Origin of the sequence: Archangium minus (assembly GCF_044360475.1) — a bacterium.
GTDB lineage: Bacteria > Myxococcota > Myxococcia > Myxococcales > Myxococcaceae > Archangium > Archangium minus.
The window spans coordinates 1,498,298-1,523,995 of the sequence record NZ_CP043494.1 but is presented as its reverse complement, the minus strand read 5'-3'; the positions used below and the strand labels follow the sequence as shown (position 1 = coordinate 1,523,995).

Here is a 25,698-nt window from a genome sequence, read left to right as displayed (position 1 = left end):
CGTCCGGCGCAAGCCTGGCCGCCTGCCCTCCTCCGCGAACCTGCCAGTGACTTCATGACAGTGGCGAATCGTCAGTGACTTCATGACAGTGGCGAACCTGCCAGTGACGACTTGACACTTCAACTGTCGAGTCCTACTGTCAGGGTCGTGAGCACGACGAAAACACGCAAGGAGTGGAAGCTGACGGAGCTGGCCGAGGCGGTGGGCGTGTCCCCCCGCACCGTGCGCTACTACGTCCAGCGCGGGCTCCTGCCCGCCCCGCCCTTCAAGGGGCCGGACACCGTCTACGGGGAGGAGCACCTGCTGCGCCTCAAGGCCATCCGAGCCCTGCAGGCGAGGTTCCTCCCGCTCGATGCCATCCAGGTGGAGCTGGCGCGACTGAGCCCCGAGGAGCTCGAGGCACTCGGCGAGGCCGGGCCCCACGACGTCCCCGCCCCCACGGCCGGTACCTCCGCGCCGGCCCCCCATGCGGAGCCGGTGAAGCAGGGGGTCCCTGTCTCCCCTTCGGCCGGAGTGACAAGCTGGCGCCGCTGGGAGCTAGCGCCGGGGCTGGAGCTGCACCTCGCCGACACGGCGGACGAGAAAACCCGGGCGCTCGCGGAACGCATGCGCGCCCTCATCCAGGACTCCTGGGGAAAGGTAGAGCCATGACGAACGAGAAAGCAGGGCTGTACACGCAGAGTGGTGCCCAGGTTCCCCTCCAAGGGGTGGACGTCACCGGCGAGCTGCTCGGAGGTCATGCCCGGGTGCACGTTCGCCAGCGCTACCGCAACACCGAGTCCAAGCCCGTCGAGGCCGTCTACGTCTTCCCGCTGCCCTCCGACGCCACCCTCACCGCCTTCTCCATGGAGTGCGCAGGGCGCCGCGTGCAGGGCATCCTCAAGGAGCGCGAGGAGGCCTTCCGCGCCTATGACGACGCGGTGACGGCCGGCCATGGCGCCGCGCTGCTGGACCAGGAGCGCCCCAACGTCTTCACCGCCCAGGTGGGTAACCTCCTGCCCGGCGAGGAGACGCTCGTGGAGGTGGAGTTCCTCCAGGCCATCCAGGTGGAGGAAGGCTGCGTGCGCTGGGCCCTGCCCACCCTCGTCGCGCCCCGCTACATCCCCGGCGCCCCCACGGGGGACCGCACCTCCCATGGCGCGGCGGAACCGACGGATCGCGTGCCCGACGCGGATCGCATCACGCCTCCCGTGGGCGACGCGCGCTACGGCCTCACGTTGGACCTGCTCATCTCGCTCGGCCGCGAGGTGGTGGTGGAGAGCCCCTCGCACAAGCTGGACCTCTCTCGTGCCGAGGGTGGCACGCGCGTGAAGCTCTCCCAGCCAACCGTGGCCTTGGACAGAGACCTTGTCCTCAGCATCCGCGGCCAGGACATGAGCACCCCGCTCACCACGCTCGTCACCCACCGCAAGGGCGAGGGCCCTGGCACCTTTGCCCTCACCGTGGTGCCAGACCTGCTGGGCATGGCCGCGGGCCCCAAGCGCCAGGAGGTGGTGTTCGTCGTGGACACCTCCGGCTCCATGGGCGGCGAGAGCCTCCCCCAGGCCCAGGGCGCGCTCCGCCTGTGCCTGCGCCACCTGCGCGAGGGCGACCGCTTCAACATCATCGCCTTCGAGAACTCCTTCCACCTCTTCTCGCCGGAGCCGGTGACCTTCACCCAGAAGACGCTGGAGCAGGCGGACCGGTGGGTGGCCTCGCTGCACGCCCACGGCGGCACCGAGCTGCTCCAGCCCATGATGGCCGCGGTGCAGGCCGTGCCGGATGGCGTGGTGGTGCTGCTCACCGACGGCCAGGTGGGCAACGAGTCCGAGATCCTCAGCGCGGTGATGGGGGCACGCAAGACGGCGCGCATCTACTCCTTTGGCATCGGCACCAACGTGAGTGACGTGTTGCTCAAGGACATGGCCCGTCAGACGGGCGGCGCGGTGGAGTTCATCCACCCCGGCGAGCGCATCGACGACAAGGTGGTGGCCCAGTTCTCCCGCGCGCTCGCGCCTCGCGTCACCGGCGTGGAGGTGCGCTTCGAAGGCGTGGAGGCCTCGGAGCTGGCCCCCGCCGAGCCGCCGCAGCTCGTGGACGGCACGCCGTGGAGCCTCTTCGGCCGCTATACGTCGCCCGGCTCGGGCAAGGTGGTGCTCAAGGGCATGTCGGGCGCGGAGACGTTCTCGCTCTCCATCCCCGTGAGCTTCCCCGCCGAGAACGACCGGCCCGCCGTGGAGAAGCTATGGGCTGCCGAGCGCATCCGCTCGTGGCAGGACGCCGCGCTCGTGGGCCGGCGCGCCCAGTCGCTCAAGGAGCGCATCGTGCAGCTCGCGCTCGCGCACGGCATCGTCACGCCATACACGTCCTTCGTGGTGGTGGAGGAGCGCACCGGTGAGCGCCGCGCCTCGGGTCAGCCCGAGACGCGCGTCGTCCCCGTCCATGCCCCCGCGGGCTGGTCCATGTTCGGCACGGACACGAAGGAAGAGAAGGCCCGTGGAGGAGCGCCGCGGCCCCACCCGTCCGCCCCGGCTGCGGCCCCGGCCAGAGCGGTCGTCATGTCGCGCCCGCTCATCCAGGTCCGGCGTGTCACTCCCTTGGCGCCGCCCGCCCCCGCCGCACCGCCGCCCCCGGCGAGCAGCGACGGCTCGCGCCGCGAATACCGCGTGGTGCCCGAGTTCCTGGGGAGGGCCCGCGACTCCTCCAAGGGAGGACACGAAGAGAGGCAGAAAGAGGAGAAGGAGAAGGCCAGGTACAGGGACCAGCGCGCGGCGAAGCGCGCCGCCTTCGCGGATTATGACGACGACCTGAGCTTCTCGGAAGCCTCAAGCCTCTCGGACATGTCCGTCAGCGAGGGGGAGGCGCCGAGCGCGGCGGACGGAGTGGGACTGCTCGAGAGACAGCTCGCCAGCGGGCTGTGGGAGGGCACCGGTACGGGCCCCGAGCCCGTGCGCCAGGCCCGCGCCACCGCGCTCGCCCTGCTGGAGCTCTTGCGCCAGGGCATCACCAGCAGCCACGCACTCCACGGTGCGCAGGTGAAGAAGGCCGTGGACGCGCTGCTCGCGCTCGTGCCCCAGTTGAGCAGTGCTCCCGACGTGGCCGAGCTCGCTCTCGGCGTGGCGTGGCTCGTGGCCGCGGGCCCGCGCACACGTGGGAAGATCGCCGAGGCCGCACAGCCCATTGCCGGGCTCAGCTCGCGGCTGGAGAATGAAGTGGCCCTGCGCCAGCACGTGGACGCGCTCGCGGCACGCTGAGCCAGACCACCCGCCCACCGCCGAGGCACAAGCCGTGTGCCTCGGCGGGAGCCGCCGTTACTCCCCGGCGACCTTGAGCACGAGCTTGCCCGTGTTCTCACCCTTGAAGAGCTTCAGCAGGGTGTCGGGGAACGTCTCCAGGCCCTCGACGATGTCCTCGCGCGACTTGAGCTTGCCGGCGGCCATCCAGCCGGCCATCTCGCGCGCCGCCTCGCCGTAGCGCGCGGCGTAGTCGAACACCACCATGCCCGTCATGCTGGCGCGGTTGACCAGCAGGGACATGTAGTTGGCCGGACCCTTCACCGGACCCGTGTTGTTGTACTGCGAGATGGCACCGCAGATGACGATGCGCGCGCCGCGCGCGAGCCGGGTGAGCACCGCATCGAGGATGTCACCGCCAACGTTATCGAAGTAGACGTCCACGCCCTTGGGGCAGTGCGTCCGCAGCGCAGCCTTGACGTCCTCGGACTTGTAGTCGATGGCGGCGTCGAAGCCGAGCTCGTCCACGAGGTACCGGCACTTGTCGGCCCCGCCGGCGATGCCCACGACGCGACACCCCTTGAGCTTCGCGATCTGTCCAACCACCGTGCCCACGGCACCGGCCGCGCCCGAGACAACAACGGTGTCCCCCGGGTTCGGCTTGCCGATGTCGAGCAGGCCAAAATAGGCCGTCAGGCCGGGCATGCCGAGCGTGCCAAGGTACACCGGCAGCGGAGCCACCTTCGGGTCGACCTTGGCGACGTCCTTGCCATCGGAGAGGGCGTACTCCTGCACGCCGAAGTGGCCGATGACGTAGTCGCCCGCCACGAACCCGGGGTGCTTGCTGGAGACGACCCGGCCCGCGCCTCCTGCGCGCATGACCTCACCAATGCCCACGGGCGGGATATAGGACTTGCCCTCGTTCATCCAACCGCGCATGGCCGGGTCGAGCGAGAGGTAGAGCACCTTGACCAGCAGCTCGCCGTCCGCCGGCTCGCGAACGGGCTCCTCGGTGTAGTTCCAGTCTGCGCGCTTCGGCATGCCCACCGGACGAGCGGCGAGGCGGAATTGGTGGTTGGTCGCGTTCATGGGGGCGGGCTTATAGCGCCAGGGTATTTATGCGTCTATAAGCCCATCCCGACCGCTACAGGGATTCGAGGAAGGTGATGAGTACCTCACGCTCGCCCTTCGAGAGTTGACGCACCGCTTCACGAGAGGCCTCGGCCTCGCCGCCATGCCAGAGGATGGCCTCCATCAGCGAGCGCGCGCGACCATCGTGAAGAAAGCGCGTGTGTCCATTGACGGTGGCCGTCAGCCCAATGCCCCACAGCGGCGCCGTGCGCCACTCGCGCCCGGAGGCCTCGAAGTCCGGCCTCCCGTCCGCGAGAGCCTCGCCCAGGTCGTGCAGCAAGAGGTCCGTGTAAGGACGGATGCGCTGTCCAGACAACTCCGGGTAGCCCTCCAGCGAGCCCGTGGTGAGCGTGGGCCGATGACAGCCCGCACACCCCACGCGGTGGAAGAGGGCCTTGCCCTGCAACACCCGGGGCGAGTCCACGTTCCGGCGCGCTGGCACGGCGATGACGTGCGAGAAGAAGGTGAGCGCCGCCAGCCGGTTGTCCTCCACCTCCGGAGTCCCACCCGGGGGCGCATCACCGCAGGCCTGTTCGGCGAAGGTGCAGGGCTGCGTGGGGAAGAGGGACGTGGTGAGCCCCATGTCCCCAAGGAAAGCCCCCGCGCTCTGCTGCTCCAGGTCCGGCTGGTTCGCCTTCCATCCGAAGCGACCCAACACCTGCCTGCCCTGGCGCACACTCCACACACGATTGGGTCGGCCGGAGATGCCGTCACCATTCGCATCCTCCGGGTCCGCCCACTCCAGCACCGTCGCCTCGGGCACCGCCGCCAACAGGCCGAGTCCATGCAGTGGCTGAGCGAGCCGTGGCGACAGCAGCGTGTCCGGGTGCGGCGAACCATGGGCCAGCTCCTCCAGCACGTACTCCGGAGCCTGGAGGGAGAAGGCCTCGCCATCCGCGAAGGTGCCCGGGAGCGGCGTGTGACGCACCACCACGCGCGCCTCGGCCGGTACGCCCGGAATCCCCTTCGGTTGGAGCTGATCGCCGTAGGTGGGCTCGGCGAGCGGAGCGCCCGTTGGCGTCGTGCCAGGAATGCTCAGGCGCACCAACAGAGACTCTCCCGTGGAGCCGGGCTCATCCGGCGGCGCAGCCCGTCCGTTGGCCGGGTGGCACGAAATGCACGCCACCGCATGGAAGACGGGGCCCAGCCCATCCCGGTCCGCCCGGCTGCTCGAAGCCGGCGCCGGAACCCAATCAATCTCGAAGACGCCCCGCCCCGAGACGAAGCTCGAGCGCCGCTCCAGCGATAGCGCGGGCAGCGCCTGCGAGAAGGCCTGTGCGCTCGCGTTGGAGACGGTGCCCGCTTCGCCGCCAGACAAGGCCTCGCCGGGCTCCACCACATCCCAGCGAACCGGAGGCTCCTCGTCCGTCGGAGTCGGCGACGGAGGCATGGGCTCCTCCCGGCACGCTACCGACTGAACGAGGAGTGCCACACCCAACACCTGGCCGTACCACCTCTTCATGGCAGCTTCACCTTCACGGGCTCGGCGAAGCTCCAGTTGTTCTGCAGCTCGTCGTTGCCGAGCGAGCCATTGCTGTTCCAACCCCACCCGAAGAGCAGTCCGTCCCGGCGCAATCCCAGCCCGAACGTGGAGCCCGCGGCGACATCCCGCAGGTCCGAGAGCCCCACCACCGCCGTGTCCGCGAGAGGATCCGCCTGATAGTCCTTGCCACTCTGCCCGTTGCCGAGCTGTCCGTTGAAGTTCTGGCCAAAGCCCCACAGGGTGCCGTCCGCCTTCAACGCGAGGCTGAAGTTGGAGTTGGCGTAGACGGCCACCACGTCCGTCAGGCCCACCACCTTCACTGGCGCATACACCTCGAGGCCCGTGCCGCCCTCCCCGTTCCCCACCTGGCCGCTGGCGTTGAGGCCCCAGGCGGACACCGTGCCATCCGTGTGCAGCGCCAGCATGTGTTCACGCCCGCTGGCGATGTCCACCACGCCGCTGAGACCCGGCACCTGCGCGGGCTCGGGGTGGGCCACCGTGTCCTCGGCGCCCTGGCCCAGGTTGCCGGAGTCGTTGTTGCCCCAGGCCCAGACCGTACCGTCTCGCTTCAAGGCCACCGACTGCTGCGAGCCCCCCGCCAGCTTCACCACGTCCGTCAGCCCGAGCACGCGCACCGGGTAGTCGCGGTCCGTGGTGGTGCCATCCCCGAGCTGCCCGTTGTTGTTCTTCCCAAAGGCCACCACGGAGCCATCGGCCAGCAGCACGAGGGCATGGCTGAAGCCGAGCGCACCCGACACCGCGCCCGTCAGCCCAGGCACCTGCGTGGGCCGGTTGCGGGCCTGCGTGTCCGGAGTGCGCGTCTGCCCGTCCACCGGCGGGGTCCCCAGGCCGAGCTGCCCGCTGGCGTTGGCACCCCACGTCCACACCGAGCCGTCCTCGCGTATCGCGAGCGAGGTGTTGCTGTTGAAGGCGATAGAGGCCACCTGGGAGAGGTCCGCCACCACAGTCGGGAGGGGACGCGCCGTGGTGTCCCCCAGCCCGAGCTGTCCCTGCGTGTTCTGCCCCCACGTGTAGAGCTGCCCGCCGCGCACCGTACCGCCGTGCAGGCCGCCTGCAGACACAAGGGGGCCGAACGAAACCTGGAAGGAGGTGGATGCATCCGTCACGTTGCCCGCTGCATCCTCCGCGCGAACCACCAACGTGTTGGCGCCGGGCCGGGACAGCAGCTCCAGCGAGAAGGCGCGTCCACCCTCCGCCGCCGTGGACTCGAGCACCTGGGCCTCCCCACCGTTGAGCCACCAGGTGAGCCGTTCCACGCCGGTGTCATCACCCGCCAGGCCCGTTAGCCGCACCCTCTGGCGCCACACCTCGCGCGGAGTAGTGAGGAGCACGCTCGGAGGTGTCAGATCGGGCGATGGCTTATCACCACACCCCCACAGCAGTGCAGCCCCGAGCAGGGCGCGAGGGATATGTCGGAACATGGCTCTCCCTTCACCGGAGCATGTCCCCGGCGGAAAGCCCTGGCGGTAACGCATCCCGGGGAGGAGTACAAGCCACCGGCTCAGCGCTTCACATCCACTCGGGGGAGGACCAGGAGGAGCTCGGTGTATTGCCCTTCCACGGAATCGAGCCGGAGCTCCCCCCCGTGCTGCCGAACCACGACATCCTGGCAGATGGCCAGCCCCAGTCCTGTCCCCACTCCCACGGGCTTGGTGGTGAAGAAGGGACTGAACACCTTGTCGTGAAGCTTGCGCGGGATGCCGGTGCCGTTGTCACGGATGAGAATCCTCACCCGAGCGCCCTCGCTCCGGCTGCTCACGCGCACCTCGGGAGTGAAGCCCGGCCCCACCTGCTTCCGCTTCTCCGCCACGGCGTACAGGCTGTTGTTGAGGATGTTCAGGAGGGCCCGCCCGAAGTCTTGCGGCGCCAGCTCCACCCACCCCAGGGCGGGGTCCAGCTCTTTGTGGAAGAGCACCTCCAGGCCCGGATGGGTGCTCCGAAGACTCTGGGAGACCAGGTCCAGCTGCTCCTCCACCAGCGCGTTCAGGTCCGTGGGCTTTCGCTCGTTGACCCGCACGTGGGAGTGCAGCTGCATGGTGCGCAAGATGCTGTCGGCCCGCTTGCCATGCTCTTCGACCTTCCCGACGTTCTGCTCGAGCCAGGTCAGCAGCTCGTCCATCCGCTGGAGCGAGGACCCCTCCAGGCCCGGCGGATGTCCCTTCAGCTCCTCGCGCAGCTCCTGGACGAGGCCCACCGAAAGCTGGGCGAAGTTGTTCACGAAGTTGAGCGGGTTCTTGATCTCATGGGCAATGCCAGCCATCAGGGCGCCCAGGGAGGCCAGCCGCTCTTTTTCCACCAGCAACTCCTGCGTCTCCTCAAGCTGCTTCAGCGTCCCCTCGAGCTCGAGATTCTTCTCCCGCAGCTCCCGGGTTCTCGCCTCGATGCGGCTCTCCAGCCCTTCGTTGGCCTCCCGCAGGGCCGCCTCGCGCCGTTGGAGCTCGTGGGCCATCAGCTCGAAGCCCCGGGCCAACTGCCCCAGCTCATCGTCGCGCGAGTCGTGGAAGGCGACCTGGAAGTCACCGGCCGTCACCTGATCCGTGGCCTGGGTAAAGGCCCGCAGCGGCTGGGAGATCTGCCGCCTCAGCACCCAGGACATGATGAGCAACTCCATGACCAGGGATGCCAGACCAAAAACCAGGACATAGCGCGCGGCCCCGAAGGCCGCCGAGGACACGGTGTGCCTGGGCAGCACCGTCACGAGGTTCCAGTCCGGACCATTCAGCCATGCCACGGCGAGGTACTCGTCGTACTCCGGCAGCTCCAGCACGATCTGGCCGGGCGCGCGGCCCTTCACCCGCTCGAAGATGGCGCGCAGATGGGTTCGCTCCTCCGTGGAGAGCGCCTGCTCGAAGATCGTCTCCAGAGGCCGCTCCTCGTTCAGGATGTTGTAGGCGAAGGCCCCGGTCTTCATCCGCATCCCGGGGTGGACGATGAGCTCGGCCTCGTTGGTGAAGATGAGGTTGTAGGCCCCAGGAGGGCTGTCGTTGAGGGTGCGAGCCTTCAACTCCTCGATGAGGATGTCATGACCGATGGACGCGACGTGGCGGCCGTCCAGATCCACCGGTGTGGCGAGCGAGATGGAGATGGGCTCCACCGTGATGGCCGTCCAGTTCATCCGCCTCTGGGGATTGCGCCTGGGCGTGTTGATGGAAAAGAGCTCGAAGTCCGGGTCCATGGCGGCTGGATCGACATCCAGGCACCACGTCGGCTGCTCCGGCCAGTAGATGACGATCGCAGCCTCCGGCAGGAGGATGTATGTATTCGTGAAGCGAACGTGGAAGGCAGGCCCATACAGGTCCACCACGTCATATGCGGCCAGGATCCGGCGGCGGAAGTCGTCATCCACCGTCACGCCGTTGGGAATGAAGACTCCCGGCATGCTCGTGCCATCGAAGCCCTCGGGGCGGTTGCGGATCGTCCCATCCGGCAAGGACATGAACAGACTGTCGAAGCGGGGTCGGGGGTCCAGCGACTGCCAGGCCCGCAGCCGCTCCTGCATTGCCTTCCTGAGAACGACGTGGTGGCCCTCCGCTTGAGCGCGGATGGCCTGCTCCTGCTGGCCGCGCCTGAGGACACTGCGCTCCAGCTGTCCGAGGGCTTCCTCGCGGAAGGCCCTGAAGATGTGGAGGTAGCTGAGGAGAGTGGCCAGGGCGATGATCACCGCGACACGCACGCCCATCTGCGTGAGGGTCGAGCGGGCGAGCGAGGAGCGTGGACGGTGCGCCGACAGCATGAAGAGGCCTCCTGCGGTGCCTGACGAAACCCACCGCGGTGACGCGGCGCCCCTCCGTCCCAAGAGGCGCCCGGGAGTCCCAGATACACAATCGCGGATTCCGCGGCAAGGCAAGCAGGAGGAGCGTGGCTCAGACGGTGATGGACGTCCCGTCGAACCGGGTGAGTCGGAAGCCCTCGAAGCGCTCGGGGTAGAGGGCCTTCTCCTCGCGCAGGACGCGGATGGCCACCTCTTCGCCCACGAGGTTGCCGGCGACGTCATCCGAGCGCCAATGCACGCCAGACATGTTCCGCCCCACGGTGAGGTTGTGGACGAGCTTGTTGATCTCTCCGCCGATGGTGAGCACGGGCCCGTCCACCCCCACCCGGTAAGGCTCAAGCGAGAGCCCATCCTCGGTGGGCTTCACCGGATTGGGGAAGGGCAGGTCCTCGTTGAACCAGGCCTTGAGCAACGTGCCGCAGCAGCCGGCGGTCACTCCGTGGCCCGCCGGGTAGGAGGGGCTGGTGGGGCAGCCGTTGCGGAAGAGCTGGGGCAACAGGTACGTCCCCACGTCCTGACTGATCTCCGGCCGCTCGCGGTTGCGCCGGCGGTTGAGCTCGAAGATGTGCTCCAGCACCGACGAGCGCGTCAGCAAGTCCTCGTGGATGGGATAGGAGGCCGCGCCCGTCTTCGCGTTGTGCACGCGGCCCCCGCCCTCCTCGGGCCGCAGGAAGCGCTGCACGTGCCACTTCTGGAACCAGGAGTGGTGCTCGGACTTGTGCACCTTGCCGATCAGCTCCATCAAATGGGAGAGGCCAAAGGTAGAGAAGCCATCCTGCCGGCGGCTCCGGCTCGGGTGATAGGGGTTCGCCTCATCGAAGCCCTCGACGCCCAAAGGTGACAGGAGGAGGATGAAGGCGGCCTTGATGTACGACGAGGTGATGATGTCCTGTCCGGCCGACCGACCCATGTCACGAGCGTTGCGCATGTAGCGCGGCGTGAGATCCCTCGGATCAGGAAGGGTGACGCGGATGCCCCGCTGCGCTCGGAGCCACTCAGGGAAGAAGGTGAGGAAATCCTGCTCCGGAACGGCCGTGCTGAAGCGCTGCGGGATGGAGATGCCATCGTAGATGAAGTTCTGGAGCTGAAACTGAGAGACCATCAGGCCATCCCGCACACCAGGATGGTCGGTGCGGAACAGATCCTTGGCGCGGATCTCCCCAGTCACCGGCTCCCTCGGCCCCTTGTAGCCGGAGAAGCGCGCCAGGTCCCGGCGGGCCTCGAGCGCCAGCGGATGGCTGTCGTAGGCGGAGAAGGGCACGTCTCGGAGGAGCGCCATCCAGTAGAGCTCGGCCAGGTCCGCGGCCCATTCAGCGCTCGCGAGGGCAGGCGCAGGCTGAACGGCGATGACCGCGCTGTCCGGCCCCTCCATGCTGAAGGCCAGCCCGCCCAGCGGGTTCTGGAGGCGGCCCTCGCCAGGAACAACCTCGAGCTTCTCAAAGCTCTGGGCAGCCAGCCCCTTCAGGTACGCAGCGTAGGCCGCGGGCTCCACCTCTCCCAGCTCGTTGTGGGGGAGCGTCTTGGTGAAGTTGCCAATCCGAGTGGGGTAGCGCTCCTCGTCTCCGTTCGCCGTCAGGGGAGGCGCTTTGAGGAAGAGCTCGGTCTTGGCTGCCTTGAGCCGAAGACGAAAGGCCTCCGCCTTCCGTTTCAAGCCCAGGCTCAAGCCCAAGCCCGCATGATCGCCCTGCTTGGAAACAACCTTGCCCATCCTGGCAGAAGACGTCTTCGGGGCGAGCCGCTTTCCCTGCTGGCGCGGCATGCCTCGTTTACGCTGCGTGCTCATGGTTCCCTCGTTCCCTCGGCCCGAGCGCTCATTCGCGCGAGGCGGGTGGCGCCTGGCCTGAATTGGCCAGTGCAGAAGGAAGAGTGAGAGACACTCAGTGTGACGCCCTCGGGCGCTGAGGTTGGCAGGGCCTGGGACGTCCCCGACCAGTCGAGCGCCGGGAGCCTTTCACCCCTTCACAGAGGAGCGACGCCGTCTCATTCCCATCAAACGAAGTGCCCCTCCCCCTGCCTCCTCTCAACGAAAGGAAGTCCATGAACGACGATGTCCGCGGCCCGAGGATCGCTGCACGCACGTTCTTCCAGCAGCTACGTGCACAGGGTTACAACTCGACTCAGATCCTCCGGGAGATCTCCGACCTGATCGGCCTGGTCACCCTGTCCATCCAGGAGAAGAACCCGCCGCCCGGAGTCAGCGAGCCGCTGGAGTTGGCGCTCGTCCGCCCCGCCGCACTCACCGATAAATAGGAGGCGTAGCGGCCGGGACCTGCCCGTGCGGCGCATCCGCCGCAATGAATCTGAGAGGACTTCCGGCGATGTCCTCGTTTCCCAGCTTCCTGTCAGGTGCGTGAGACGCACACCGTCCTGGGAGTTGACTCCGGCCGAGCAGAAACCCTCGGCACGGTATAAGGAAACGCGACAATCCGAGGAGGCCCTGATGTTCCGCATCGAGACAGAGAAAGAGTTGCTGAGCGCATTCCGCTCGCGGGATCGCAAGTTCGTCGACTTGCCCAAGGGCACCAGCCTCCCCCTCTTCGTCCGCGACTACCTCGCGTGGGTAGATCCCTACGGGGTTCGCGTCTTCCTCGTGTTCACCGCGCCGGGTAGCAAGCGGCCCACGGGCATCGCCTTCCGCCGAGATCAACAGGGAGACAAGGCCCTGGCGCTTCGGGTGTGTGACTGGTGCCGGGCCTCTGGTTCGGCGGACCAGATCGGGCTGCTCACCACGGATGTCGATTCGAAGCGCCGAGTGGGCGTGAATCTCTGCCTGGATCTCCGCTGCAACGAGAAGCTGGAGACGGCGGCCAACCTGTCCGGTCGAAGTGCCTTGGACGACATCAAGGCGCTGAGCGAACGCATGTCTCGCTTCGCGAGTGAGGCGCTGGGCATGGAGGTCAGCTAGAAATAGGGCAGGGGTGTGAACATGGACCGAGCCAGAGACTTCGAGCGACAGGGCTTCCTCGTGCTTCCCGGGTTCGTCCCGCCGGCGGCCTGCGACGCCTTGAGAACCCGAGCGGATGAGCTGGTCGCCGAGTTTCAGCCAGAGACGGTCTCCATCTTCACCACGCACGATCAGACCCGGACCTCGGACGAGTACTTCCTGTCGTCGGGGGACGCCATCCGCTTCTTCTTCGAGGAAGACGCCTTCCGGCCGGATGGCTCCCTGCGCCAGGAGAAGGCGCTGTCCATCAACAAGATTGGCCACGCCCTGCACGACCTGGATCCGCTCTTCGACAGGTTCTCCCGCACACAAGAGCTGGCGAAGTTGGCCTCGGAGCTGGGCTTGAAGCAGCCGCTGCTGCTCCAATCGATGTACATCTTCAAGCAGCCCCACATTGGGGGCGAGGTCAACTGCCACCAGGACGCGACGTTCCTGTACACGGAGCCGTCCACCTGCCTGGGCTTCTGGTTCGCGCTGGAGGACGCCACGCTGGAGAACGGCTGCCTGTGGGCGCTGCCCGGAGGGCACACGCTGGGCTTGAAGAAGCGCTTCGTGCGCGCCGAAGGAGGCGGCACGGCGTTCCAGGTGTTGGACCCCACGCCCCTGCCCGAGGAGGGAATGGTGCCGCTGGAGGTGGAGAAGGGCACCCTGGTCGTGCTGCACGGGCTTCTGCCCCACAGGAGCGGCGCCAACACCTCGTCCAAGAGCCGCCACGCCTACTCAGTCCACCTCATCGATGGCACGGCGCACTACCCTGAGGACAACTGGCTGCGCCGTGCGCCCTCGCTGCCGCTCCGAGGCTTCGGCCCGTACGTGTAGGGCCTAGCGCGCGACAACTCCCCCGTCCACCGGGAGCGCGGCGTTGATGCGGATGTTCGTCTTCGCCGAAGGCATTCCAGAAGACATCGAGTACGCGTTCACGCGTCTGGCATGTTGAGGGACGAGGCAGTAGACGAGCAGGCGAACAATCAGGGGTAGACAGGACGGGAGAAGTTGAGCAGTAGAGACCTATGGGAGAAGTAGACCCCAGGGATGCGCGAATCGCGCAATTGGAAGCGCGGCATGCCGAGGACCAGGCGACCATCGCCGAGCTGCGACGGGAGTTGGCTGCGGCACGAGCCACCATTGCCGAGTTGCGAGCCACCATTGCCGAGTTGAGAGAGAGACTGGGGCGCGATTCGAGCAATTCCGACAAGCCGCCGTCCACGGACGGGCCCGAGGGAAGGCGACGGCGAAACAAGAAGCCCCGGGGTAGCGGGCGCAGGCCGGGAGGGCAGGTAGGGCACGAGGCGCACGGGCGACAGTTGCTGCCCGAGGACCAGGTGGATGAGGTGAGGCCTGTGCTGCCCCGGGCGTGTAGCAAGTGTGGAGGGCCGGTGGAGGAGAGAGAGGAGGGGCCGCCAGCCAGCAGGCACCAGGTGTGGGAGGTGCCGGAGGTGAAGCCGCACGTCACCGAATGGCGGCTTGTGTATGGGTATTGCGCCGGGTGCCAGCGTTGGACGCAGGGCGAGTTGCCCGAGGGAGTACCCACGGGGACGTTCGGCCCCAGACTCATGGCCCTGGTGGCATACATGACAGGCCTGCTCCGCCTGCCCAAGCGGCCGGTACAATGGCTATTGAGAGATGTGCTGGGGGTGGAGGTGGCCCTGGGCAGCATCTCCAAGGTGGAGGCGCAGGTAAGCCAGGCGCTGGCGGAGCCGGTGGAACAGGCGCGCCAATACATCCGGAAGCAGACAGGCCCGGTGCACCTGGATGACACAGGCTGGCATGAAGGCCCCCTGCGCAAGGCCCTATGGGTGGCGGCAACGGCCCTGGTGGCTGTCTTTCTCATCGCCGAGGGTCGGAGCAAGAAGGTGGCGCAGTGGATATTGGGCGAGGGCTTCAAGGGGATGGTGGTAGCCGACAGAGCCAGAGCGCACTGGTGGTTGGGAGTGGAGCGCTGGCAGGTGTGCTGGAGCCACCTGCAACGCAATTTCCGGAGTTGGGTGGATAGAGGCCGGGGAGCGTGCGAGGTGGGCAAGCAATTGCTGGAATATACCGCCACACTCTTCCAACTGTTGCGCCGGGTGCACGACGGCACCCTCGAGCGCGGCACCATGGTGCGGCGGATGGACGAAGTGCGCCAGCGGGTACGAGAGCTGCTGGAGAAGGCACGGGAGTGCGCGGATGAGAAAGCCGCCCATGCGGCCAGCGAGCTGCTGGGGCAGTTCAAGGCGCTATGGACATTCATGCACCACGAGGACGTGCCCGCCACCAACAATCATGCGGAGCGGCTGCTGCGCCATGCCGTCTGTATGCGGAAGGTGTCCTTCGGCACCAAGAGCCCCGAAGGCAGCCGCTTCATCGAGCGCATTCTCACCGCCGTGACCACACTGCGGTTGCAGAACCGTCCCGTTCTCCCCTTCCTCACTCGTGCTGTTGAGTCCTGGCTGCATGGTCACGGCGCGCCCTCTCTGCTGCCCTCTTCTCTTCCTCCCCTTCATGCTGCTGCTTGACGAGCTCCTTCATCCGCTAACGCGTGAACGCGTACGACATCGACGATGGAGGCCGCTGCAACAAATCCACGAAGCCCTCGTCAGGATTTTCCGGCGGATTTCGTCAACAGGCGCACTCTCGGTCGGAGTCCGCTCCAGACCAGAAATCACACAGGGGCATTCCTTGTCATTCCGTCTCACCTTCTCGCTGTGCTCCCTCCTCCTGTCGGGCTGTGGCGCCGAGCTGTCCTCGGACACCACCCGCGCCACGCGCTCCCAGTCCATCCACGTCGCTCCCTCCACCACTCACGGCGTGGAGCATGCGCTGCCCGCCTCGGAGCAGACCGTCGGAAGGGGCTCGGACCATCAGGTCGTCGGGTCCATCGAAGGTTTTTTCAGCCACATACAACCCGGCCTCGTGCGAGGCTCCGTCCAGCTGGAGCTGGATGCCGCTGACACCGCGGCGGGAGATGTGCAGCTCGCCCTGCAAGTCCACGACGGTACGACCTGGGTCGACCATACCGTGCGCGACTCGAGCCTGACGCATTCCTTCTACGGGGAGGTCGAGGCCACCCTCGCCCCAAACCAGCCCGTGCGCGTCGAAGTCCGCGTGCGGCAACAGCCCCTCGTCGAACGGCACCTGCGCGTGTCCTTCGTGCGGCTCTTCGGCGCCATTTGTGCGCCCGACTTCGCCAACCCCGGCACCTGCATGTGAGCCCATCCCGGCTCACAGGCGAGGAGCCCTGCGGACTCAGGCAGCCGGGCTCCTCCGGGTGGTAGTCTCGAAGGCCACGCCCCCCCCTCTGCCACGGATGATTAGGTATGTCCTCTGATCTGCTTGCCTCCGCAGTCGCCAACAATGCAGCGTGGTGCGACGCGGTGTGCCGCGCACATGGCTACCCGGGTGAGTTCTCCCGCTCTCTCTGGTTGAACCGTGCCGGAGTTCTCGAGTTCTACCCGAACGCCATCACGCTCACGCGAGACGACGTGGCTCAACAGCTCGAGCAACTCTCCGCGCTCGACGTGCCAGGGCAATGGGGGGTCAAAGACAGCTTCGCGGCGCTCGACCTCGCTCCGAGAGGCTTCACAGAGCTGTTCGCCGCACAGTGGATCACCCTCTCCAAGACAGCACCTGCGGCTGCTCCCGCCAGCGGAGTCCGTTGGCTCCCGATTCGCGACAAGACCTCGCTCTCCGCATGGGAAGCGGCCTGGCGCGGCCCCTCGGACAGCCACCGCTCCGAGCAGAGACATGTCCTCTTCCGCCCCGCGCTGCTGGACGACGCGAACATCCAGTTCTTCGCCGCTTACGACAACGAGGCCATCGTCGCCGGCGCCATTGCCTACCGGGCCGCGGGGGTCGTGAGCCTGTCGAACACGTTCTTCGTGGAAGGAGCTCCCGCGGTACTCCGCGCGGAGATGCTCGTACAAGCCATGGCGGCATTCCCAGGGCTGCGGCTCGTGGGCTACGAACACGGTGACGAGCTGTCCACGTGGTGCACCCTGGGCTTCGAGCCGGTAGGCGCCCTGCGGGTGTGGCTGAAGCGGGCTGGATAGCAACAACGGCTGCGACTCTGGGGCAGACTCAGGGGATGCACCCCTCCCCTCTCCCAAAGGCCCGAAGGCTCCGTCTCCTCGCGAGCACCGTGCTGGTCCTGCTCGCGGCGTGTGCGACGCAGCCACAGACACTCCCTCCCTCGCGCGAATCCCGAGTCCTCCGCGTAGGAACGAGCAGCGACTACCCGCCTTTCAGCACGCTGCGCGATGGCCAGGCGTTCGGCTTCGACGCCGAGCTCATGGAGGCCTATGCGTCCGACCGCGGCTACCGCCTCGAGTGGGTGCGCTTCCGCTGGCCGGAACTGGTGACGGACCTGGTCGCCCATCGCTTCGAGGTGGCGACCAGTGGCATCACTCTCCGACCCGAGCGGTCGCTGACCGGGCGCTACACCGTCCCGGTGGCGCGCAACGGCGCCCTGCTGCTCCTGCGGCGCCCAGCCTGGGCACCTTCGCCCGAAAGCGCTCCCCCCGAGGAGCCACTCGCGCTCCTGCGCGCGCTCGACCGGCCCGATTTCCGAGTAGCGGTGAACCGGGGCGGACACCTGGAGCGCGTGGCGCGAGCCCATTTCCACAACGCTCGCATCCTCGCCATCCCTAACAACGCGGCGGTGCGCGAGGCGCTAGCCACCGGGCAGGCCGACGCGGCGCTCACCAATACCTTTGAGGGTCCGCGCTGGGCCGAGGGCCTCTCCGGCATCGAGCGGGTAGGCCCGTTCACCCGAGACGTGGTGGCGCTCTACGTGGCTCCCTCGCGGGCCGATTTGGCCGCGGATCTGGACACGTGGCTCTTGCAGCAGGAGGAAAGCGGAGCGCTCGAGCGGCTCCGCGCGCGGCACCTGGGCCCCGGCGCCACCGGGCCCACCGCGACGCCCGTGGACGCACTGCTCGCCGCGACGGCCGAGCGGCTGGCGCTGATGCCCTGGGTGGCCACGGCCAAGCGGCGTGAGGGCCAACCCATCGAAGTGCCCGCGCAGGAGGCGCGAGTGCTGGAGGCAGCCCGGAAGGAGGTCCACGAAGCCGCGGCGGCCCGGGGCATTCCGGCGCCTCCGGACGAGGCAATCACCACGTTCTTCCAGGCGCAGATGGACGCGGCCAAACGGCTCCAGCTCCGCGCGCCCACCACCGCGAATGCGCCCGTGCACTCGCTCGATGGCGAGCTACGACCGGCGCTCGCGCGGATCAGCTCGCGCATCAGCGCACTCGTGCCGCGCGTTCCCCGAGGGCTGGACCGAGAAGCCACGCGGCGCAAGGCGCGCGAGGAGCTCGCGTCCACCGGCCTCGAGGGCGAGGAGATCGACCGCCTCGCCGATGCCCTGGTGGAGCTCGGCGCGGCCCGTTGAACCCCGGCGAAGGTACTCTTCATCTGGACCCTCACGAGCTACGTGGCGCTCTCCTCCTATGACAATTGGACCACGGTTGGTATTTGCCGCCATGATTAGCCAATCACGAAGGCGGTGACGCATGGGGAGTCCGCGGCTGGTTGAGAAGCGATGTGCCCGGGGCTGGCTTGTCCGCGGGGTGCTCCTGGCCTTGTGGCTGGGGGCTGGCAGTGCGCTGGGGTGCCGCAACGAGGAACTGGGGCCGAGCACACACGTGGCCTGCACCGCGGACGAGCTCCCGGCGGGCAACTGGTCGCGAGCCCTGAAGGTGGGGGAGCTGGTGCGCCGCTACACCCTCTACGTGCCCGCGTCGAGGCGAACGGGGGAGCCCTCTCCGCTGCTGTTCCTGTTCCACGGAGGGGGTGGCACGGCGGCGGACATCGAGGAGACGACGGCCCTGCGGGCCAAGGCGGACGCGGAGGGCTTCCTCCTCGCGCTGCCCGAGGGCACCGAGAGCCTCCTCGGCCAGCAGATATGGAACGCGGGGAGTTGCTGCGGACGGGCCGCGGACAACGAGGTGGATGACGTGGGGTTCGTCTCGGCGATGATCGACGCGACGGCGGCGGAGGTGTGCGTGGACGCGCGGCGCGTGTACGCCACCGGCCATTCAAATGGAGGCATGCTGTCCTATCGGCTGGCCTGCGAGCTGGCGGACCGGATAGCGGCGGTGGCACCCAACGCCGCCTTCCTGATGGACAAGGACTACGGAGCCCAGCCGCCCACGACAGTCTTCCCGTGCAACCCGTCGAGGCCCGTTCCCGTCATGCACCTGCACGGACTCGCAGACGGGTGTGCGCCCTTCGAGGGGGGAGTGGGCCCAACGGACCCGGCGGCGAGACCTCCAGTGGAGGACGTCATCGCGGGCTGGGTGGAGCGCAACAAGTGTGGCGCCCCGCCCACGGAGACGTACCGCAATGGAGGTGCCGTCTGCGTCTCGCATGGAAGCTGTGAGCAGGGAGCGGACGTCGTGCTCTGCACGGTGGAGCGCAACGGCCACGTGTGGCCGGGAGGCACGCGCTACCCGGCACAGACGCAGCGGCAGTGTGGAGGAGCGCTCACCGCGGAGCTGAAGGCCACGGACGCCATCTGGGACTTCCTGAAAGCCCACCCCCTCCCCCAGTGAGGGACGTCACTTCACGCCAATCTGGATTTCGAACGAGTTGGCCGTGGAGTCCGCCGATGTCCACCCATGCCAGACCTCGCGGCTCTCGCCGCTGAACTCCCGTCCGGCCTGGGTGATCGCCTCGACGACGCCTCCGTAGCCCGCGCGGAGGCTCTCCTCGGAGAGGGCCCCCTTGTGCAGGGAGAAGAAGCAGGGGAACGGGTCGAGCGTGCGCACCTGGAACGCTCCCCTGTACCGGTCTGGATTGCTGACGGGCACACAATAGTCGTGACGGAATCTCCGACTCGGATCGCCATCACGTCCGTAGGAGATGAAGAGCCAGGGTCCAGTCGTCGTGAGACCATAACGCTCGAGCTCCGCCATCATGATCGGCGTGAGCTTTTCGCCCCAGGTTCCTATCTCTTGCACAGTCAGGAACTCGGTCGCGGCAATGACTGTCATGGACGGTACAATCTTGAAGCTCAAGGGGTCCTCCTGATGTGACGTCGACACGGTCTCTCTCACTCCCACTCGTACTGGATATCGAGGATCTTACCCGAGGTGTCCAGGTCGAAGGTCCATTTCAGCGAGGGGCGGCAGGTAGAACGGCGTGGATGTAATCGTCCACGAGCGCCGAGGGTGCGCCGCCGACGGCCTCGGTGGAGCGCAAGTCATGAGCGTTCGAACGCATTCGGCCTGACCAGCATGATTGTTGACGAACACACACAAATATCATGGCGGATTTCTCGTATATCTCCCTCACGTCCGTGAGAGATGAAGCGCCACGGTTTAGTTAATTCCTGTTCCCTTGCCCGCGCCCCAGCGACAGGGAATCCGCACCCCTGTTAATGTCTCAATGGGGCTTCCTGGAAAGGCGCCTCATCACTGTTTTCGGGGGAATCTCTACATGAACGATGTGTCTCCAATCTCACTGGAGCAGCATTCCGCGGAGCGCCTGTCCACGCGGCGTGGACGACAGATCAGCCATGACCTCTGGGGGCTCGTGCAGCGTGGCCTGGTCTATCCCGCGCCGTACGCGCTGTTCGCGACCTTCTGGCGCAACCCCGAGGGAACCGGCAACCCCGTGACCCTGAATATCCTCCGACGGCTGATGGCAGACGTCCGCGAGGAGATCCATACGAATTACGGAAGCGCCAACACCAGCGCCATCGTCGGCGTGGGCTTCCGGCTCTGGCAGGAGTGGTGTGCGGAGGCAGGCACCGAGATGCCCGTGGGCATGAAGCTCCTCTTCCCGGAGCAGGATGCACCCACCTACCGCTCGTCCGTGTTCTCCCGCTCGAATGGAACCTTCATCGATTCGCAAGGCGACCTCTGGTTCCACATCAAGTCCGATGAGGAGTCACACTGTGATGGAGTTTTCGAGTTCATCCGCAAGCGGCTGGTAGAGGAGGAGCGCTGTGCATTTGCCAGGCCCGGCGACCACCAGAAGGCAGCCACGAAGTCCACGCGTCCGGACAAGCGCGGTGGCAAGGTCCTCGGCTGCCGGTTCTCCGAGACGTTGAACAATCCCGCCGACCCCGTCTCCATCCAGACCCACTCGTTGGTCGGCTTCGAGGATCCAGCGCATGTGGGAGCCTCCTTCGTGCTCGCGCAGCGCTTCATCATCAATTGGGAGCACCTGCTCAACATGAGCCCCCAGCAGGTGGAGGACCTCGTGGGGCGCACGACCGAGGACATCCTCATCCCCTCTCATGACGACCGAAGCCATATCAAGAGCGCCCGCGTGCAAGACGCCCAGGGCGACACCATGCAGGTGCTCCGGCTGAGCCTCCCCTTCGGACGGGCACGCTCCCTGGAGAACGATGAACTGCGCGCCAAGGGGGCGAGCCTTCGAGACGAGGAGGGGCTCTACTTCGCGGGCTATGCCCGGAGCACCCAGGTGCTCGAGGCCATCATGAACCAGCAGATAGGAGACACGAGCGGCTTCATGCGGGACCGGCTCCTCTCCGAGATGCGCGCCAACCTGGGAGGCTTCTACTACGTCCCCAGCCAGGCGGACCTTGGCCTGGAGCTTGTGCCACTCGCGGGGGTGGATGAGACGGACTGGACGCGCTTTCCCGGAGTGGACTGGAGCCGACTGGACCGGCACTTCGACATGGCCTCGTCGAATGGGTACATGCAGTACAACCACAAGAACTACCTGTTTGAGATGTCCACGATGACCGGGGAGGATCGCGAGAAGTACCTGCCGCCCTCCCACCGGGTGCTGCAGCTGCTCTCCAACGCCTTCTCCCGCTGGCAGGACAACTGGTATTTCGATCGGTGCCAACAGGAGCTCCAACACCTGTGTGCCTACGTCGCGCGCAAGTACGGCGCCGACAAGGCCCGAGAGGTGATGGGACTCTCCATCGTCGAGCGCATGGGCTGGGCCATCAAGGTGAGCCTCGGGGATGTCTTCGTGGACCCCGACTATGGCTTCCGAGGACGGCGGCGGGACCCGAAGGGCAACTGGTACAACGGTGCCGACACCTACCGCATCCACCCGGCGGAGCTCATCGTGGGAGCCCTGCCCAACCTCGGGCTCGGACAGGGCCGCTACGTCATCGACTACGCCCGTGAGGAGGAGCGCCTCGGCAACTTCTTCGCTGGGTTGAGCCATGCGTCCGGCGTCGGCCACCTCGTGCCAGGCTTCCAGCGGGTGTTGGACAAGGGCCTCGGAGCCCTCGTGGCCGAGGTGAACGCCCGACACGACTCGACGACTGACGAGAAGAAGCGCCAGTTCTACCGGGGCGTCCTGCGGGCGCTCGAAGGAGTCCAGGAGCACTGTCTGGCTTACGCGCGGCTCGCGGAGAAGCTGGCGTCCACCCAGGAGAGCGGCCGGAGAGCCGAGCGGGACAACCTGCTGGCCATCGCGGAGCGGATGAAGCGGCTCTCCAGCGCGCCTCCCAAGACGTTCCTCGAGGCCGCCCAGCTCATCTTCACGATGCACTCGTGCCTGCACCTCATCGGCGAGCCCACGGCCATCGGCCGGCTGGATCAGCTGCTCTACCCCTTCTACGAACGGGACGTGGCGAACGGGCTGCTCGACGACGAACAGGCGCAGGAGATCATCGACTGCTTCTGGATCAAGGTCGGCGAGAAGGTGCAGCTCAACCGCCAGTTCGTCGAGGATCACCAGCCCTACGGCAACCTCGCGATGGGAGGCATGAGCGGCAACTACCCGCAGGGCGCCGCCAACAACCAGTGGATTCAACAAGTGACCGTGGGCGGTACCGTGGCGGATGAGACGCCGGGAGAGGGCAAGCCCGCGTACAACCGGGTGACGCTGTTGTGTCTGCGCGCCGCCCGCCGTCTGCCGCTCAACGCGCCCTGCCTGTCCCTGCGCGTGCGCAAAGACATCCCCCAGGAGTACCTGCACGAGGCCGCGCTCGCGCTGCTGAGCGGCGGCGCGCACCCCATCCTGCTCAGCGATGAGAAGATCATCCCCGGCCTGAAACACAGCGGAGACGGCGTGGGCAATGGCACCGGAGAGACAGCCTTCACGCCCGTGGCGGCCAAGGCCGGAGGGACGTGGCGCAGCGAGGTGGCGCTCCAGGCCGCACGCGACTACGCCTGCGATGGCTGCTACGAGCCGCAGCTCATCGGTCAGAACTGGTTCACCCTGGGCGGGATGTGCCTCCTCCAGCCGCTCGAGGCCGCGCTCAACCAGGGCAAGAGCTGGACCACTGCCGGCCCCATGTACTTCCGCGGTCAGCGCGTGTCGTTCACCTCGCCACCCCCCAAGGAGATTCGCTCGTTCGAGCAGCTCCAGGAGCTCTTCTTCCAGCACCTGAGCTGGATGTATGCCAAGCAGGTAGACGGGCTGCTCGGCGTCTTCGGCACGATGAGCGCCGTCTGCCCGTCGCCGCTGCTGTCCGTGTTCATCGACGACTGCCTGGACAAGGGGCTGGACCTCTACGAGGGCGGGGCGCGCTACAACGTCGTGGCCCCCTGCTTCACCGGTTTCTCCACGGTGATCAACTCGCTGTACGCCATCCAGAAGATGGTGTTCGACCCGGGCACCGCGGTGACCTCGCTGCCGGAGCTCGTGGAGGCGCTCATCTGCGACTGGGGCTATCGGATGGACGAGCCGTTCATCAGCACGCTCGCCGGTCCGGCGCGCATCGAAGGCAAGGCCGAGCGCTTCAAGAAGCTGCGAGAGGTGGCCATGGCGCTGCCCAGGTACGGCCGAGGCCACCAGGAGATCGACCTCATCGGCAACGAGCTGCTCCGGCGTGTCGCGGAGACGGCCGTGCGCGTCTTCACCGAGCCGGCGGAGCCCACCGCCCAGAAGATGGTGGAGCTCGCACGGCGACTCGGAACGCCGGACAAGCCCTTCGGCGGGTTCCAGGTGCAACCGGGAGTGGGGACGTTCGAGAACTACCTCGAGTTCGGCGCCATGTTCGGAGCCTCGGCGGATGGCCGGCGCCTCGGGGAGACGCTCGCCTCGGACCTGAGCCCGTCGCCTGGCTTCGCGGACCAACCCGTGACACACCAGGTGGCGAGCTTCATCCAGGCGCTCTCCGGCTTCACGGGGCAGGGCGCGGATGCCTTCACGAGCGGCGCTCCCACGGACTTCAACATCCGCGAGGAATTCCCCGTCATCTCGCTCCAGCGGGCGCTCACCGCGTTCGCCGAAGGCAGGGGCTCCAACCTCCTGACGGTGACGTGCGCCAACCCCGAGACCTTCGCGGAGGCCGCGCGAAACCCGGAGAAGTACGATGTGCTGCGCGTGCGCATGGGCGGCTGGTCGGAATTCTTCGTGGCCATGTACCCGGAACACCAGGCCCAGCACCAGCGGCGTCCGCTCAGCACACCTGAAGACAAGAGCTGAGCCGCGACCACTCCGGTAGCAGCACCCGCGCGAGGAAGACCCCCTCGCGCGGCCTACATCGCATCCAGCCCTACCGCAATTCCTAACCGTGATGGAATTCCCGTATCGATTTCGAGCGTGAGATGGCCGGCCGCTGCTCAGGCCGACGAGCGCCTGGCCGCGAAGAACGTCTCAACGCAGGTGATGTCAGACCCCTGGTGCAAATCAGAACGGCGTCAGCCACCAAGCACCATCATCACCGCGCAGGTTCGAAAAGCGAGGGGTCGGAATGTCTTCACGTCCAACACAGCAGGGCGCCCATGCGCCGATGAACGTCCTGGAGCAGGTTCGTCGTTGCGCTGCGTCAGTCACCCGATATCCCCTGGACATCCTCACGGCGAACGCACAGCTCGAGGACGAGCTCGGCATCGACTCAGTCAAGCTCGCCGAGATCGCCGCCGTGGTCGGACGCGAGTTCAACCTCCCTCCCGAACGTCTTCCCCGGGGCGGGAAGGCCCGAACGCTCGGCGCGATCGCGGACATGGTGACCCAGCTGCTCGCGGGCTCGTCCCAATCACAGACACCGGCCCCCAGCGTCGTGCCGGTGCCTAAAGCCTCACCAGCCCCCGCAGCATGGGTTGCACCAAGCTCATCCCAAGCGCTCGCGGCGCCGCCGAGCCCACGCGCTGTACCGGACCTTGAGGAGCGTGTGCGCGCCGTGTTCGCGCGGGTGACGCGCTACCCCGAGCAGCTCCTGACCCTGGAGGCGGATCTGGAGGACGAGCTGGGAATCGACTCCGTGAAGCAGGCCGAGGTGCTGGCTGTGCTCGCCAAGGAGCTCGGCCTGGCCAAGGGCCCGACTCCGTCCCAGCGACTGCGGACCCTAGCGGCCATCTGCGAAGCAGCTCGCGCGCTGCAGGGCACGCCTACCGAGTCGGCGGCCCCCTCGCGCGAGGCGAGTGCGCCCGTGCGGCCCTCGCCGTCCCCCGTCTCACCACAACCCACCCTGCCCTTCGCGGGGAAGGTCGCGCTCGTGACGGGCTCCGGAAAGGGCATCGGCAAGGTCATCGCCACGCGGCTGGCCAGGGCGGGTGCGACCGTGCTGGTGAACTCGTTCCACTCCCGGGATGAAGGGGAGAAGACCACGCAGGAGATCCTCGCCACTGGCGGGAAGGCGTTGCACCTGTGGGGCTCCGTCGCCCAGGAGGAGCACCTGGAGCGGATGTTCTCCACCATCGCGGAGCAGTTCGGAGGCCTCGACTTCCTGGTGTGCAATGCGTCCAACGGCCTCATCGGGCCTTTCTCCCGGATTACTCCGCGCGATTGGGACAAGGCGTTCCGCACCTGCATCACCGGCACCTACGAGTGTGCGATGCGCGCGCGTCCGCTGATGGCCAGGCGCGGCGGCGGCAGCATCGTGACGATGTCCACCTCCATGTCCCAGCGGTACATGCACGACCTGGGATGTCAGGGCGTGGTGAAGGCGGGTGTCGAATCGCTCACGCGTTACCTGGCCGCGGAGCTGGCCCCCGAGGGGATCCGCACCAACTGCGTGTCCGCGGGGCCGGTGCATGGTGAGTTGCTCGGGATGTTCCCCAACGCAGCCGGACGCGTCGCGCGCTGGGAGGCGGCCACGCCCGGCGGGAAGCTGTGCACCGCCGATGACGTCGCCGATGTGACCGAGCTCCTGTTGGGGCCCAAGACGCAACGCGTGAACGGGGCCATCTGGGTGGTGGACGCCGGACTCTCCGGAACCGTGGATGGGCTGTTGCCGATCCCGAGCAACCCCGCGCGCCTGTCCCGCGAGTCCTGA

Annotated in this window: 18 protein-coding genes; 12 read left to right on the top strand and 6 right to left on the bottom strand. The window is 67.3% G+C overall.

The genetic code is table 11. The features are described 5' to 3' along the window. The first annotated feature begins 147 nt into the window (after positions 1 to 147). Entirely contained in the window at positions 148 to 651 is a 504-nt protein-coding gene (locus F0U60_RS06380) for a helix-turn-helix domain-containing protein (protein ID WP_395815431.1), read from the top strand. Beyond that, positions 648 to 3,233, top strand: a complete 2,586-nt coding sequence (locus tag F0U60_RS06375) for a VIT domain-containing protein (protein WP_395815428.1) — start codon at positions 648 to 650, stop codon at positions 3,231 to 3,233. Before F0U60_RS06380 ends, F0U60_RS06375 begins: the two co-directional genes overlap by 4 nt. 57 nt (positions 3,234 to 3,290) lie before the next feature. On the opposite strand, the gene F0U60_RS06370 is transcribed toward F0U60_RS06375, so the two are convergent. From F0U60_RS06370 to F0U60_RS06350, 5 genes are all read right to left on the bottom strand, one after another. Next, complete coding sequence (locus F0U60_RS06370; protein WP_395815425.1) at positions 3,291 to 4,301, bottom strand: NADP-dependent oxidoreductase; 1,011 nt, start codon at positions 4,299 to 4,301, stop codon at positions 3,291 to 3,293. Between the two features lie 55 nt (positions 4,302 to 4,356). Next, entirely contained in the window at positions 4,357 to 5,805 is a 1,449-nt protein-coding gene (locus F0U60_RS06365) for a di-heme oxidoredictase family protein (protein WP_395815422.1), read from the bottom strand. Next, entirely contained in the window at positions 5,802 to 7,268 is a 1,467-nt protein-coding gene (locus F0U60_RS06360; RefSeq protein WP_395815419.1) for an RCC1-like domain-containing protein, read from the bottom strand. The genes F0U60_RS06365 and F0U60_RS06360 overlap by 4 nt, the downstream gene beginning before the upstream one ends. A gap of 80 nt (positions 7,269 to 7,348) precedes the next feature. Continuing rightward, the gene (locus tag F0U60_RS06355) at positions 7,349 to 9,580 is read right to left on the bottom strand and encodes a sensor histidine kinase (RefSeq protein ID WP_395815416.1); all 2,232 of its coding nucleotides are present in this window, start codon (positions 9,578 to 9,580) and stop codon (positions 7,349 to 7,351) included. Between the two features lie 130 nt (positions 9,581 to 9,710). Further along, entirely contained in the window at positions 9,711 to 11,402 is a 1,692-nt protein-coding gene (locus F0U60_RS06350) for a hypothetical protein (RefSeq protein ID WP_395815413.1), read from the bottom strand. A gap of 254 nt (positions 11,403 to 11,656) precedes the next feature. On the opposite strand from F0U60_RS06350, the gene F0U60_RS06345 reads away from it, so the two are divergent. The 8 genes from F0U60_RS06345 (at position 11,657) to F0U60_RS06310 (ending at position 19,093) form a co-directional block, all read left to right on the top strand. Continuing rightward, positions 11,657 to 11,869 (top strand): hypothetical protein, encoded by a 213-nt coding sequence (locus F0U60_RS06345; RefSeq protein WP_395815410.1) that lies wholly within the window; start codon positions 11,657 to 11,659, stop codon positions 11,867 to 11,869. A gap of 190 nt (positions 11,870 to 12,059) precedes the next feature. Then, complete coding sequence (locus tag F0U60_RS06340; RefSeq protein WP_395815407.1) at positions 12,060 to 12,524, top strand: FBP domain-containing protein; 465 nt, start codon at positions 12,060 to 12,062, stop codon at positions 12,522 to 12,524. A 21-nt stretch (positions 12,525 to 12,545) separates the two neighbouring features. After that, positions 12,546 to 13,382: a phytanoyl-CoA dioxygenase family protein gene (locus F0U60_RS06335; RefSeq protein ID WP_395815405.1), complete on the top strand. Its 837-nt coding sequence runs from the start codon at positions 12,546 to 12,548 to the stop codon at positions 13,380 to 13,382. A 191-nt stretch (positions 13,383 to 13,573) separates the two neighbouring features. Continuing rightward, complete coding sequence (tnpC, locus tag F0U60_RS06330; RefSeq protein ID WP_395810572.1) at positions 13,574 to 15,058, top strand: IS66 family transposase; 1,485 nt, start codon at positions 13,574 to 13,576, stop codon at positions 15,056 to 15,058. Between the two features lie 163 nt (positions 15,059 to 15,221). Further along, positions 15,222 to 15,752 carry a hypothetical protein gene (locus F0U60_RS06325; protein WP_395815402.1) on the top strand — a complete coding sequence of 177 codons (531 nt, stop codon included), beginning with the start codon at positions 15,222 to 15,224 and terminating at the stop codon, positions 15,750 to 15,752. A 107-nt stretch (positions 15,753 to 15,859) separates the two neighbouring features. Then, a complete protein-coding gene (locus tag F0U60_RS06320; protein WP_395815399.1) occupies positions 15,860 to 16,591 on the top strand; it encodes a hypothetical protein in 732 nt (243 codons plus the stop codon). Positions 16,592 to 16,680: 89 nt separating this feature from the next. Further along, complete coding sequence (locus tag F0U60_RS06315; protein ID WP_395815396.1) at positions 16,681 to 17,931, top strand: transporter substrate-binding domain-containing protein; 1,251 nt, start codon at positions 16,681 to 16,683, stop codon at positions 17,929 to 17,931. A 121-nt stretch (positions 17,932 to 18,052) separates the two neighbouring features. Then, positions 18,053 to 19,093, top strand: coding sequence for an alpha/beta hydrolase family esterase (locus tag F0U60_RS06310; protein WP_395815393.1), 1,041 nt, complete (start codon positions 18,053 to 18,055; stop codon positions 19,091 to 19,093). A 6-nt stretch (positions 19,094 to 19,099) separates the two neighbouring features. Here F0U60_RS06310 and F0U60_RS06305 read toward each other — a convergent pair whose 3' ends face one another. Further along, the gene (locus F0U60_RS06305) at positions 19,100 to 19,558 is read right to left on the bottom strand and encodes a hypothetical protein (RefSeq protein WP_395815389.1); all 459 of its coding nucleotides are present in this window, start codon (positions 19,556 to 19,558) and stop codon (positions 19,100 to 19,102) included. A gap of 421 nt (positions 19,559 to 19,979) precedes the next feature. Here F0U60_RS06305 and F0U60_RS06300 point away from each other — a divergent pair, with 421 nt between their 5' ends. Together F0U60_RS06300 and F0U60_RS06295 are read left to right on the top strand one after the other, a co-directional pair. Beyond that, a complete protein-coding gene (locus F0U60_RS06300) occupies positions 19,980 to 23,906 on the top strand; it encodes a Dyp-type peroxidase (RefSeq protein WP_395815385.1) in 3,927 nt (1,308 codons plus the stop codon). A gap of 268 nt (positions 23,907 to 24,174) precedes the next feature. Beyond that, positions 24,175 to 25,698: an SDR family oxidoreductase gene (locus F0U60_RS06295; RefSeq protein ID WP_395815381.1), complete on the top strand. Its 1,524-nt coding sequence runs from the start codon at positions 24,175 to 24,177 to the stop codon at positions 25,696 to 25,698.